The organism is Saccharothrix ecbatanensis (assembly GCF_014205015.1).
Lineage (GTDB): Bacteria > Actinomycetota > Actinomycetes > Mycobacteriales > Pseudonocardiaceae > Actinosynnema > Actinosynnema ecbatanense.
Genome location: NZ_JACHMO010000001.1, coordinates 3572505 through 3586166 on the forward strand (window position 1 = coordinate 3572505; position 13662 = coordinate 3586166).

8 protein-coding genes are annotated in these 13662 nt (G+C 68.0%); 4 read left to right on the plus strand and 4 right to left on the minus strand.

The annotated features are described in order from the left end of the window. Positions 1-151: 151 nt before the first annotated feature. From F4560_RS45580 to F4560_RS46570, 3 genes are all read right to left on the minus strand, one after another. Positions 152-4171 (minus strand): Dyp-type peroxidase, encoded by a 4020-nt coding sequence (locus F4560_RS45580; protein WP_281391913.1) that lies wholly within the window; start codon positions 4169-4171, stop codon positions 152-154. A gap of 184 nt (positions 4172-4355) precedes the next feature. Next, positions 4356-4895 (minus strand): hypothetical protein, encoded by a 540-nt coding sequence (locus F4560_RS44525; RefSeq protein WP_246479273.1) that lies wholly within the window; start codon positions 4893-4895, stop codon positions 4356-4358. An 86-nt stretch (positions 4896-4981) separates the two neighbouring features. Next, positions 4982-5680, minus strand: coding sequence for a Hint domain-containing protein (locus tag F4560_RS46570; RefSeq protein WP_184920572.1), 699 nt, complete (start codon positions 5678-5680; stop codon positions 4982-4984). Between the two features lie 197 nt (positions 5681-5877). Here F4560_RS46570 and F4560_RS15040 point away from each other — a divergent pair, with 197 nt between their 5' ends. From F4560_RS15040 to F4560_RS15050, 3 genes are all read left to right on the plus strand, one after another. Further along, positions 5878-6843, plus strand: a complete 966-nt coding sequence (locus F4560_RS15040; RefSeq protein WP_184920574.1) for an AraC-like ligand-binding domain-containing protein — start codon at positions 5878-5880, stop codon at positions 6841-6843. A gap of 176 nt (positions 6844-7019) precedes the next feature. Next, positions 7020-7928, plus strand: coding sequence for a hypothetical protein (locus F4560_RS15045; RefSeq protein ID WP_184920576.1), 909 nt, complete (start codon positions 7020-7022; stop codon positions 7926-7928). 68 nt (positions 7929-7996) lie between these two features. Continuing rightward, a complete protein-coding gene (locus F4560_RS15050; RefSeq protein WP_184920578.1) occupies positions 7997-8473 on the plus strand; it encodes a hypothetical protein in 477 nt (158 codons plus the stop codon). Between the two features lie 479 nt (positions 8474-8952). On the opposite strand, the gene F4560_RS15055 is transcribed toward F4560_RS15050, so the two are convergent. Continuing rightward, positions 8953-9654 carry a hypothetical protein gene (locus tag F4560_RS15055; protein WP_184920580.1) on the minus strand — a complete coding sequence of 234 codons (702 nt, stop codon included), beginning with the start codon at positions 9652-9654 and terminating at the stop codon, positions 8953-8955. A gap of 375 nt (positions 9655-10029) precedes the next feature. Between F4560_RS15055 and F4560_RS15060 the strand changes: the two genes are divergently transcribed. Further along, positions 10030-13659, plus strand: a complete 3630-nt coding sequence (locus tag F4560_RS15060) for a CARDB domain-containing protein (RefSeq protein ID WP_221483500.1) — start codon at positions 10030-10032, stop codon at positions 13657-13659. Positions 13660-13662 lie beyond the last annotated feature (3 nt).

Here is a 13662-nt window from a genome sequence, read left to right on the forward strand (position 1 = left end):
CCCGTGCGCCGGTGACCGGCAACTCGGATGACCTGTTCCGGTGACGCATCACCCGCACCGTGCGTCTTGACGCCGATCGCGACCGTCGATGGCCGACGTCGGCGCGAGCGTGCCGACGTCAGCCGTCACGTGGACGGTGTCACTGCGGTCGTCACCCCGATGTGGCCGGGAGCGGTGAGGTGTCTGCTGTGCCCCGCAGTGACTCGGTCGAGGGTGACGGTTCGTGTGACACCGTCGGGAACTGGGTGTCGGCAGTGCTGATCGGGCGGCGTTGGTGCTGGTGTTGGTGGTCGGGGAACATGCTGATGAAGTACTCGCTCCAGCCGCCCATGCGGACGCGCAGCAGGTCGTACTGCTCGGGGTCGCGGCGTGCCTCGGTCATGGTCTCGGGGTCGGCGCAGGTGATGGTGAGCAGGTTGGAGCCGGCGCCGCGGGCGAACTCCTCGATGACCTGCACGAGGGCTTCGTGGGGGAAGTCCTCGCGGATGTTGAAGTCGGTGGGTGCGGCGTCCCACAGGGCATCCGCGCCGTCGCCGGTGAAACCGCGTAGCGAGGCGATGATGCCCTTCTCCTGGTGGTCGACGGGCAGGTCGACCGGGCTGGGGGCGGGGCTGAGGTCGGAGGCCAGTGTTTCGCCGCGCCGTCGTCCGTCGGGGGAGGCGCCGGTGGCCGCGCCGAACTCCAGGTAGTTCTCGAAGGTGCCGACGCCGGGTTGGAGCTGGACGCCGAAGGGGTGCTCGGGAGTGCCGATGCGCTTGGCCAGTTCGACCATGGTGCGGGCGGTGGGCGGAGCGGGCCGGGTGAGGACGGAGACGACGGTGTCGGAGACCCGGCGCAGGAACCTGTTGCCGAAGTCGTCGACGTCCTTGACGCCCCTGCCGTAGCGGGGCAGGTCCAGCGCCGCCCTGCGCAGGTCGCGGAAGCGTTCGGCGTGGGCGGCGATGCGGCCGGCGCCCACCGTCGAGTTGGTGAACGGTTCGGCCATGGACTCGCCCCAGTCGCACATCAGGGCCTCGACCAGCTCGGGCAGTGAGGTGGCGGCGGTGGTGGGCTCGTACACCAGGTGCTTGATCGCCAGCAGCGAGTTGACGGCGTTCGGCAGGGCGATCAGACCGGGCGCGATGACGTTGTAGCGGGCGCCGCCGGCGTAGTAGTCCAGCCCGGTCTCGATGCAGTCGTCGATGAAGCAGGACATCAGGGGCGAGGGGCACACGTCGCTCATCTGCCCGAACGCCCCCAGTTGGCCGTCGACCTGCTTGGCGTACATCCAGCGCACGTGCTTGAAGTACAGCTCCAGCAGCTGCTCGAAGGACGTGATCTCGGCGGGCTTGGGCGAGGTGAACGACACCTTCTGCCCCCGGAAGTACATCGGTCCGGCGGTGAGCCAGGACTTGCCCTGGTTGAGGGTGGCCTCCAGCGCGTGCAGCATGTTGACCTGGCCGAGGGTGAACCAGTTCTTGCCGACGAACTGGGGTTCGTAGCAGCCGTCGCAGGCGTAGTCGCGGGCCACGTCGAGGGGCACCTCGCTGCGCCAGCGCTGACCGGCCTTCTCCCGCACGGGGGTGAACTCGGTGCGGGCGTCGCCGTCGCCGATGCCCTCGCCGCTGCGCACCAACCCGGGGATGATCTTGGCGTCGTTGAGCAGGATGGGGTGCGCGCCGCCGCTGAGCAGCGCGCGGGCGGCCTCCTCGGCGTACTCGCGGGGCATGTCCGGTCGCACTCGCAGCGACAGGCAGGGCGCGTTGAGCGGCAACCGGCGGGCCGCGAGCAGGCACAGCATCGTCGTGTCGTTGTAGGCCGGTGTGCCCTCGCCGGGCGCGCCGTCAGCCAGCGTCCCGCCGACGGTGATCTGCTGGACCCACTGGTTGTTGGCGCCGCCCTGGGGGTAGTTGCCGCTGAAGCCGCCCATGGCCATGTTGCCGAAGGGCTGGTGGTCCTCGACGAACGTCCGGTTCCACAGGACCTTCTCGCCGAGCTTGACCCAGAAGCAGTCGATGATCTCCTGCGCCTGCTCGTCGGTGATCAGGCCGAGCTGGGCGTCGCGCTCGCGGAAGGGCTCCAGGAGCTGGTCGAGGCGGCCGATGGCGGTCGGCTCGCCCACCAGGTGCAGGCAGGAGTGCAGGGTGAAGATCAGCTGTGCGGCTTCCAGGAGCGTGTCGGGCGGCTGGTGGGCCAGCTTGCGCATCCGGCCGTGGATGGCCAGCAGGTTCTCCAGCTCGGCCCGCTGGGACGGCTGGGTGTCGTGGGCGAGCTGGGCGGCCAGGTCGGCGAAGGCCAGGCAGTGATCGCTGACGCCCTCCAGTGCCAGCACGACCGCGCGGTAGAACTGGCGCTTGCCCTCGTCGTCGGTGGTGTCGAGCTTGGCCGTCACCTCCGAGATCAGCCCGTCCAGGCCCTTGTCCAGCAGGCGCTGGTAGTCCGGGACGACGTGGCCGACGCCGGAGGCCGCGCTCAGGCCGCGGAAGAAGTTCTGCAGCTGCTCGTCCTCGCGGGTGTAGTCGATGACGTACTTGCCCTGGCCCAGCCCCAGGTTGGGCATCCCGCCGACGATCAGCTCGGCCGGGTCGACGTGGTAGGTGTCGGCGCCGTTGACGGTCCTGCCGTTCTCGTGCCGCCGGCCGCGGAACCCGTAGTCGTGGCCGGCGAACACCTTGCCCAGGCCGATCTTGATTGCCCAGCCCATGCGCTCCACCACCGGCAGGGCCATCACCTTGCGGGCCTGCTCGATCCCGGCGTACCGCTCGACATAGGCCGACAGGTGCTCCAGCTCCTGCTGCGCGCGGTCGAAGTACCAGCCGTCCTGCCATCGGGAGAACGTGCTCTCCAACAGCCGCAGCACCCGCCCCGAGGGCGGCCGGCAGTGCTCCCGCTGGTCGGCGGGGATCGTGGACATGCGGTGCATGTAGTCGTGGTGGTTGTAGTACATGTAGCCGTTGTCCGAGCGGCGGTCGAAGTGCCGGTCGAGCCTCTCCCAGTCCACGCCGGGGAACTTGTCCCACGACTGCGCCAGGTCCGGCACCGGTGCGGGGTCCAGCCGCAGGTTGAGCTGGCTCGGGATGAAGTAGAACCCGCCGAGGTCCGACCGCACGTTGGACAGCAGCCGGTCGGCCATGAAGCCGTCGTTCCGTCCGATCTGCTGGTCCATGATCTTCTCCAGCGTCGCGACCGAGTTGGCGAAGCCGGCGAAGTAGATGCCCTTCTCGTCACGGCGGCTGGCGCCCTTGGCCAGCAGGTCGTCGTCACCCAGGGCGGGCGAGGTGCCGTAGGGCAGGCTCAGCCGCAGCAGCGGGGTGGTGTCACCGGTCTCGTCCTGCGCTCGGGAGCGGCTGATGTGGCTGCGGTCGTCGCGGGACGGGATGATGACGTCGTCGGCGGTGCGACCGACCAGGTCCTCGATCTGATCGGGGTTCATGTTCAGCAGGTTCGACCAGTTGATGGTGAAACGCTGCGCCAGCACGAACGACGCGCCGAGGTATCCGGGGTCGTCCAGACCGACCAGGGTGTGCTTCTGGAAACTGACCGGGCTGGTCGGGTTGTTGAGGTTCTCGGAGAAGCGGCAACCCACGACCTTGCCGCCCCGCAGGTCCTCGCGCACCGACTTGGTGGCGGCCTGTTGCTGGACGGTCCTGGTGGTGTCGACGCGGCCGGTGGCCGCCAGCATCGCGTCGAGTCGTTCGAACACCGCGGGACAGTGGTCCTGGTTCGCGGACTTGATGTGGAACCACAGGTCCGCGGCGGAGTCCACGAACGTGCCGTTCGAGCGCTCGAACACCTTCGACGGCGCGAACCCCTCGTCCACTCCCCGCTCCCCGGAGGGGTAGCGCATCCGCATCCCCTCGGGTGGCTTCATCCCTTCATCGCGGCACCACTCGTGCCACAGGCGGAACCCGACGCCGGCCACAACAGTGGTGTGGGCACTGCCGAAATCCGCATGGATCTCGTTGCGCAGATCCGCGAGGATCCCGGACAGTTGGGACAGCGTCGGAGCACTGTCGTCCTCGGCGCGCCAGAAGGTCGCGAACACCGCGTACGGGGACGGGTAGATCAGACCGCGCTGCACGTGTTCCCACACGTCGTGCCCGACGGGGCCGTCGGCCGCGGCGAACAGATCCATCACCTGACGGGCGCCGAGATCGGTCGATGTCTTCGTGTGGGACTCCTGCAACGTCAAGGTTCCTCCTCCAGTGCACGGATCGACGCCGCGTCGACCACTGATCGATGCTGGCAGGGATCGGCAGGCTTGCACGGCTGTCGTCGGCTGTGTGACCCGACAGGGGAAAACCGTGGCCCCTTCGAGGAAGGCGGCCGGCGCTACGCCGTCATCGTGGTCACTGGACGTACTCGATGTGCGTTCTTCAGATTCCGCGAATGCACCCGCGAGTGCAGCGTCCTTGGTCTTGGATGGGCCACCACGTCGAGGCAGGGATGGCCGTAAGAACTTGATCGTTCAATGCCGGCGCTACAAGGGCGAGGTGGTCGAGTTCCCTCGTACCCACAAGCCAGAACTGTTGTGGCGACAAGCCCGGAACCTCCTGACGGAGGTCTATCCGGATGGTGACGCGGCCGCGGTTGATGACGTCCTCGCGGTGATCGAGCACGCCAGCCCCAGGAACCGTGTCCTCGCTGCCACCGCGCACCCGACCGCATCCTGGGTCGCCCAGGCCACCAGGAACCTCGTCATGGACCTCGAAGACGAGGGCCGACACGTGCGGTTCCTGATCCGCGACCGGGACGGGAAGTTCCCGGCGCTGTTCGATGCCGTCCTCGCCGACGCGGGCATCCAGGTCGTCCTCAGCGGCGTCCGCATCCCACGGATGAATGCGATCACGGAACGCTGGATCCGCAGCTGCCGCCACGAACTCCTCGACCGCACCCTCATCTGGAACCAACAGCACCTACTCCACGCACTACGCGAGTACGAGAAGTTCTACAACACTCACCGACCCACCAAGGCATCCACAACGCACGACCACTACGCGCCCTACCACCACCCATCACCGACCAAGCAGCGGTCACCCGCCTCGACATCCGCCAACGACGGCGGTTGGGCGGCATCCTCTACGAGTACCACCACGCCGCCTGACCTGCACGGACGACGTTTTCGGCAGGCACATGGCCGGTGGTCGACGGTCTCGAACGTGTAGCCGGGCGTGAGGTCCTTGGCGTACAGCCACTTCTGCAACGACTCGACCCAGAACGGATGTTCGTCTGTTGCCACGATCGTGCCGACGCCGTCATCCGAGGCGACGGTGAACTCGTAGAGCTCCCGCTCCGCCTGGTGGGAGCGGGTGTCGGTGACGGTCCGAATGCCGGACTGGCCGGTCGTCGGGCCGGCGGCGACGACCTCGTCACCGACCCGGACGTCCTCGATCGGCTTGCGCGAGCCGTCGGCCATCAGGACGGGGGTGTCACCGGTGAAGCTGTTGCGGTCGAAGGAGGCCGCGCAGCTACCGTTCGCCTCGCCCCGCGAACGGCTGCCCGCGTCACGCCCCGTGCCGTTACCCCGCTTGCGCGACGGCGACGCCAAGCTCATCAGATCACCCAGACCGGGCACCTGACTGTTCGCATAGTCGGACACCACCTGCTCGCCCACCGACTGGACGACATTGGCACCGGGCTTGATCACGGTCGCCTTGACCGTCTCCCACACCTTGTTGACGTCCTGCACGTCGTCCGCCAACGCCGAAACCCTGCCGCTGGCGGATTCGCCGCCAGATCCACCACTAGGGCATCAACACCGGCTACATCACCGACCGACCTGGACGGCCGTGCCCGGCCGGCAACAGGGTGGCGCTCCCCCTGCAGGTATCTGAGCGGGCGGTGCGGGCCCCTACCGTGGGGAAGTCACTTCCGGAGCGAACCGGGGCAGCGATGTTGATGACCGAGTTCAGCAACGAGGACTTGTCCGTGGACGACCAGATGGCCTGCTGGCTGGAGGCGATGGACCACGACCTGGTCCCCACCCGGCTGCATCGTGTCACCGAGGGCGGCTTTCCCGCGTCGGCGCGGACGCTGGCGTGGGACGGAGTCCGGGTCTCGGCGCTGACGTATCCCTCGGTGTGGGTGGAGCGGACGGCGAAGTTGATCCGCCGGTCCGATCCCGAGGCCTACCAGGTCAACCTTCTTCTCGACGGCAAGGCGGCGATCCGTCAGGCAGGCAGGGAAGCGCGCTTCGGCGTCGGCGAGTTCGCCTTCTTCACCACGTCCCGTCCCTTCCACGGGTGGCGGTCCTGCGGCCTCCGCACCCGCAGCGTCACACTGCAAATCAGCCGGACACTGCTGCCCCTGCCCGCCCGCCAAGTCGACCAACTCGCCGCCAGTCCCTTCGACGCGCGCCACGGCATGGGCGCCGCGTTCGCCCACTGGTTGACGGACCTGACCGCCCGGGCCGACGAGTTCACCCCCGACGACGCGACCACACTCACGTCCGTCACCGTGGACCTGCTGGCGGCGGTGCTGGCCGCACCGTTGGACGCCGAGAAGACACTGACCCCCGAGTCGCGTCGACGTGCGCTGCGACTGCAAGTCCACCGGTTCATCGAGCAGCGGCTTGGTGACCCCGCCCTGACGCCGACGACTGTCGGGCGGGCCCATCACCTCTCCCTGCGCACGCTGCAACAGTTGTTCGCCGAGGACGACACCAGCCCGGCCGCCTGGATACGTCACCGCCGCTTGGAACGCTGCCGCCGCGACCTGTCCAACCCGCACCTGGGCCGGCGACCCATCCACACGATCGCCACCCGGTGGGGCTTCACCGACCCCGCTCACTTCAGCCGCCTCTTCCGCACCACCTACCACATGGCTCCCAGCGACTACCGCCGCCACGCTCTCCCGCGCGAATAAACAACCGCCCTGCGCAAACAGACAAAGACCCACCCTTGCCGCTACGGCACACTCCCATGTGGTGGGCAGTAACAATGAATTGATCGCAGCCTGGCTGCTACAACGGTTGCCGACGGAAAGCGCAGCGTTCAGGCGTGCGAGGACGCGCGTGGAATTCCTGATGGCAAGAGGAGACGATGAAACGTCGAATCGGGCTCGCCACGGCAAGTGCGGCTGCGGTGGTCGCCGTGATAGTAGCGGGGTTTTCCTGGTGGGCCGGGTCGGACAACGTGACGACCACCGGCCTCCGGGACTTGACCGACGCCGAGCAGATCGTCGTGGAGCACGCCGAGCAATTGCTCGTCAAGCGCTGCATGGAACGGGATGGCTTCCAGTACTCGGTCGGGCCGGTCCCGAGCCTGGAGCAACGGCAAGGCAACGGGTACGTGCTGAGCGACGTCGACTGGGCGAGGAAGCACGGGTACGGGCGGAAGTTGGACGAGGAGATCGAGAAGATAGCACTCGGCGACCCCAATGCCGCGCACGCCAATACGCTGCCCCAGCCGGACCTCGTTCGCTATCAGGAGAGGCTCGATGGCGTACCGGCACAAGGCGTGTTGAGCGTCGACCTGCCGACCGGCGGCACCATCCGGACCATCCAGGGCGGCTGTCGGAGAGAGGCCGCGGAACAGCTGTACGGCGACTTCCCGACGTGGTTCCGCACCAAGACGATCGCCACGAACCTCACCGGGCTGTATGCGCCGGACATCATCCGGGACGAACGCTTCGGCCGTGCGCTCACGGCTTGGGCCCAGTGCATGCGCGATGCGGGCCACCCCTATTCCGACCCGCCCGAGATCCGTAAATGGCGGGACGGTATCGGCGAGAACATGAGCCCGGACGAAGTTCAAGCCGCGGAAGTGGAAGTGGCCGTCGCCGAGGCGACCTGCGCCGGCAGTACACCTCTGCTCGACACTGCACGCGCCCTCGAACTCGAGTACCGGGCACAGCGCCTCGCGCCGTACCAGGACGACATCATCACCTACCAGCGCATGGGCCTGGCCGCGTTGGCACGCGCCAGAACAATCACCGGTCACGCGCCCTGACCACAAGGCTTCCGCCGGGACGAACCGCGGAATACACCGGAACTCTCACCGAGAAGGAGCATCTTTAAATGCGCAAAGCATTAACCGCACTCGCGATGTCGGCCCTCATGGGTCTCGCCGTGATTACTTCCGCGGCCACCGCGCAAGCGGACCCCGCCGGGACGTTCTCCGTCGCGTGCGACAACGCCTGGAGAGGGGCCACCTCGGGAGACTTCTACGCCTACTCCGAATCGAACTGCAGCGGGTTCATGGGGAAGGCCGAGGGGAACGACTCCGACTGGGGCAACTCTGCCGGCCCCTTTCAGGGAAGCGACACGAACAGGGCGAGTTCCATCCTGCACAAGGGCACCTCGGGCCTTGCCGTGGCGGTCTACAACGGCACCGGCACGGACTGGGGCGGCGGCTACACCTGCCTCCGCAAGGGCGAGCTCTACGCCAGCTACCTGGGCGACAACAGCTTCACCAGCGGGGCCGGGGTCGACAACGGAATCAGCTCGCACCGATGGGCCCCGGAAAGTGACTGCCGCGGCCACTTCGTGACCTGATCCGTACCTGCGGGGTCGAAGTCGGCATCGGAACCCCGATACCGGACGAATCCGAAACTCGCGTCGGGACCGTGGATGCCGTCACCCGGCGTCCACGGTCCTGGCACGTCGGCGGCACCCACCAGGGCCACGACAGGTCCAGCCTGAACGGGTCTGCGCCCCGCTCGCCGGGACCGGCGGGGCGTGAACCGGCTCGCGATCACCTCAGTGACTCCCCCTCGGCCCGCAGTCACGCAGCCCGGACTGCGCCCGCAGCAGCGCGTCCCGCACTACATTCGGCGAATCGGCTCAGACGCGGTGGCCGCTGTGCCCGACCTCGAGAGGGTTGTCGCCGGTCTCACCCATGTCTACCAACCGTAGAACGTGAACCGCGCGGTAGTTCCACGACGACGAGGGCACGTCGACTCCCGGACAGGTCAGCGCCGGGGTGTCCGCCACAGCGGGCCACCCGACGCAAGCGTGAGCAGGAGACGGGTAGGTCAGCCCTGAAGCGGCTTCTTCAGCTCCGGCACCCGATCCGCGCCGTAGAGCGTGCCGAGCGTCGTGTCGACGAGCTGCTCCACGGTCACGCCACGCTCCCCGGCAACGGTCTCCAGCGCCTCGTCACCGGCGACCATCAACGGCCCGAGGTCGAACCGCCAGGAGCCGTCCTCCTTGTGGAACGGCAACTCCACGCCGGCGGACTGGCCACGCGAGGTCAGGTCCGCCCGCGCCGTGTCGCCGTCCACCACCACCGTGCCCAGCTCCACGTTGTCCAGGCTGTTCTCGCTCACCAAGCCCTTCTCCACAGCGGCGGACACCAACTGCTCGGCCGACATCCCACCCAACTCGGCGGCGTCGAACTCGGCGCGCAGCACGTAGACCAGGATCGAAGCGGTGACACCGCCCTCGCGCACCTGCTGCTCCGAACCGGTGAGAGCAAGATCGCGGGCCCCCGTGTAATAGTCCAGCATGTCCTGCGACAGCAGCGCGGCAGCCGCGACGCCGTCCTTGGCCTGGGCAGCCTCCCGGTAATCGGCGAAGGCCTTGCGGACCGCCTCCTCCTCGTCCGCGACGTCGACCGACGACGTAGTAGCAGCCGAGGTCGCCGACGAGGACGACGTGGCGACCGGAGTTCCGCCACCGCACGCGCCAACAAGCAGGACTGCCGCGAGAGCGACGGCGGGCATGGTTCTGTTCACGCAGCGCAGCGTACGTGTCGGAGTCGGCCGTCCAGATCACCGGCGGTGATCGTCTACGTGCCGTTCAACGAACGGCTGGGGCAAGTGGAACCTCGCCGACGCCGCCATCAGGAGCAATTACATCGTTGGCACAACGATGTATCAAGATTGATCTTGAAGTGACCCGCGCCGTCGCGCGCCGGACCGGGGACACACCGAAGCCGCGCTCACCACTCCGCTCCAGCGCCGACCCGACATCCCTATCCACGCAAAAATCATACATCTCGACGCAAAATCTTGACTTTCCCTGTTGAGAGATGTTCACATGCTTGAAGCATTCAGATCTGAGCAGTGAAACCAGACGACTCTGTCCCCCTGCCGAACAGAGGATCCCCGATGATGTGGAACCAACTCGGTCGACGCGCGACCGTCGGCCTGCTCGTACTCGGCCTAGCACTCTTCGGACTGACCCCCATCGCAACCGCCGCCCCCGACCTGGCCACCGGCCGCCCCGTCACCGCAAGCAGCTCGCAGCCCGAGTACCCGCCGTCCAACGCCACCGACGGCAACCCGTCGAGCTACTGGGAGAGCGGCAACAACGCCTTCCCGCAGTGGATCCAGGTCGACCTGGGTTCAGCGGTCGCGGTGAACCGGGTCGTGCTGAAGCTGCCCCCCTCCTGGGGCGCCCGCACCCAGACACTCGCGGTGAAGGGCAGCACCACCGGCACGTCGTTCACCGATCTCTCCGCGTCGACCGGCCGCGTGTTCACCCCCTCCTCGGGCAACACCGTGACCATCGACTTCGCCACAACGACCACCAGGTACGTGCGCCTGGACATCACCGCGAACACCGGCTGGCCCGCCGGCCAGGTCTCGGAGTTCGAGGTGCACGGCCCGGCCTCGGGCGACACCCGACCGCCCACCGCGCCCGGCAACCTCGCCCACACCGAGCCGGGCTCGGGCCAGATCCGGCTGACGTGGACGGCGTCGACCGACGACACCGGCGTCACCGGCTACGTCGTCTACGCCAACGGCGCCGAGCGCGCGACCGTCGCGGGGAACGCCCTGACCTACACGGACACCCAGCCCGCGTCAGCAACGGTGCAGTACCACGTGCGCGCACGTGACGCGGCCGGGAACCTGTCACCGGAGAGCAACCGCGTGACCCGCACGGGCCAGAACGGCGGCACGAATCTCGCCACGGGCAAGCCGGTCGAGGCGTCGTCGTCCATCTTCACCTTCGTCGCGGCCAACGCCACCGACGGCAACATCGGCACCTACTGGGAGTCCAACGGGTTCCCGTCCACGCTGACCGTGAAGCTCGGCTCGAACGCCGACCTCGGCTCGGTCGTCGTGAAGCTGAACCCGGACCCGGCGTGGGGCACGCGCACCCAGGCGATCCAGGTCCTGGGCCGCGACCAGTCCGGCACGACGTTCACGTCCCTGGTGGACCGCGGCGACCACGTGTTCAGCCCGTCCGCGCAGAACACCGTCACGATCCCGGTGAACGGCCGGGCGGCGGACCTCCGGCTCCAGTTCTTCGCCAACACCGGCGCGCCCGGCGGCCAGGTCGCGGAGCTCCAGGTCTTCGGCACCCCCGCCCCGAACCCGGACCTGACCATCGGCTCGCTGACCTCGACGCCCGCGAACCCCGTGGAGACGGACGCGATCAGGTTGTCCGCGACGGTCCGCAACATCGGCACGGCGGCGTCACCCGCGTCGAGCGTGGCGTTCGACCTCGGCGGCACGCCCGGCACCGCACCCGTCGCGGCGCTGGCCGCCGGCGCGTCCGCGACCGTCTCGTTCGACGCGGGCCGCCGTCCGCAGGGCAGCCACCAGGCAACGGCCACCGTCGACCCGGCGAACACCGTAGTCGAGCAGGACGACGCCAACAACGCGATGTCCGCGCAGGTCGTCGTCGGCCAGGCGCCCGAGCCGGACCTCCGGGTCCTCGGCTTCACGTCCAACCCGCCGAACCCGTCCGTCGGCGCGCGAGTCACGTTCACCGCACAGGTGAACAACCGCGGCACCACGGCGTCCGGCACGTCCGTGACGCGGGTCGTCGCGGGCGGCACCACGCTGGACACCCCGACCGGCCCCATCGCGGCGGGCGCGACGGCGAACGTGACGATCACCGGGAGCTGGACGGCCACCAGCGGCGGCGCGACCATCACCGCCACCGCCGATGCCACCAACACCGTGGTGGAGACCGACGAGGCGAACAACTCGTTCTCCCGCGCGATCGTCGTGGGACGCGGCGCGGCCGTGCCGTACACGTCGTACGAGGCCGAAGCCGGGCAGTACCAGGGCACCTTGCTGACCGCCGACCGGCTGCGGACGTTCGGTCACACCAACTTCGCCACCGAGTCGTCCGGCCGCCAGTCCGTGCGGCTGGACAACACCGGTCAGTTCGTCGAGTTCACCTCCACCAACCAGGCCAACTCGATCGTAGTGCGCAACTCGATCCCCGACGCGCCCGGTGGCGGTGGCATCGACGCGACGATCAGCTTGTACGTCAACGGCTCCTACGTGCGGAAGCTGAACCTGTCGTCCAAGCACTCGTGGCTGTACGGGAACTCGGACGGCCCGGAGTCGCTGACCAACACCCCGCAGACCGACGCGCGTCGGCTGTTCGACGAATCGCACGCCCTGCTGTCGTCGTCCTACCCGCCCGGCACGAAGTTCAAGCTCCAGCGGGACGCGGGCGACACGGCGTCGTTCTACATCATCGACCTGATCGACCTGGAGCAGGTCGCGCCGCCGTCATCCCAGCCCGCGGGCTGCACGTCCATCACGGCGTACGGCGCGGTGCCGAACGACGGCAACGACGACACCGGCGCCATCCAACGGGCTGTGACGGACGACCAGAACGGTGTCATCGGCTGCGTGTGGATCCCGGCCGGCCAGTGGCGACAGGAGAAGAAGATCCTCACCGACGACCCGCTCAACCGCGGCCAGCACAACCAGGTTGGCATCTCCGACGTCACCGTCCGCGGCGCGGGCATGTGGCATGCCCAGCTCTACACGCTCACGCAGCCGCAGGATACCGTCGGCGGCATCAACCACCCGCACGAGGGCAACTTCGGCTTCGACATCGACGACAACGTCCAGATCTCGGACATCGCGATCTTCGGGTCCGGCCGGATCCGCGGCGGTGACGGCAACGCCGAGGGCGGCGTCGGGCTCAACGGCCGGTTCGGGAAGAACACCAAGATCAGCAACGTGTGGATCGAGCACGCCAACGTCGGCGCGTGGGTCGGTCGCGACTACGACAACATCCCCGCGCTGTGGGGGCCGGCCGACGGTCTGGAGTTCAGCGGCATGCGCATCCGCAACACCTACGCGGACGGCATCAACTTCACCAACGGCACCCGCAACTCGAAGGTGTTCAACTCCTCGTTCCGCACCACCGGTGACGACGCGCTCGCGGTGTGGGCCAGCCGCTACGTGAAGGACACGGCCACGGACATCGCGCACGACAACCAGTTCGTCAACAACACCGTGCAACTCCCCTGGCGCGCCAACGGCATCGCGATCTACGGAGGCTACCGCAACAACATCGAGAACAACCTGGTGTACGACACGATGAACTACCCCGGGATCATGCTCGCGACCGACCACGACCCACTGCCGTTCTCCGGCACGACGCTGATCGCCAACAACGGCCTGTACCGGACGGGTGGCGCGTTCTGGGGCGAGCAGCAGGAGTTCGGCGCGATCACGTTGTTCGCGGCGAGCCAGGACATCCCGGGCGTGACGATCCGCGACACGGAGATCCACGACTCGACGTACGACGGCATCCAGTTCAAGACCGGTGGCGGCGCATACCCGAACGTGGCGATCAGCAACGTCCGGATCGACAAGTCCACCAACGGCGCCGGCATCCTCGCCATGGGCGGCGCCCGGGGTAACGCCACCCTGACGAACGTGACCATCACCAACTCGGCCACCGGCAACGTGGTGATCGAGCCGGGGTCGTCGTTCACCATCAACGGATCACCGTCTTCGGCGATGCTCCCCGTCTGACCG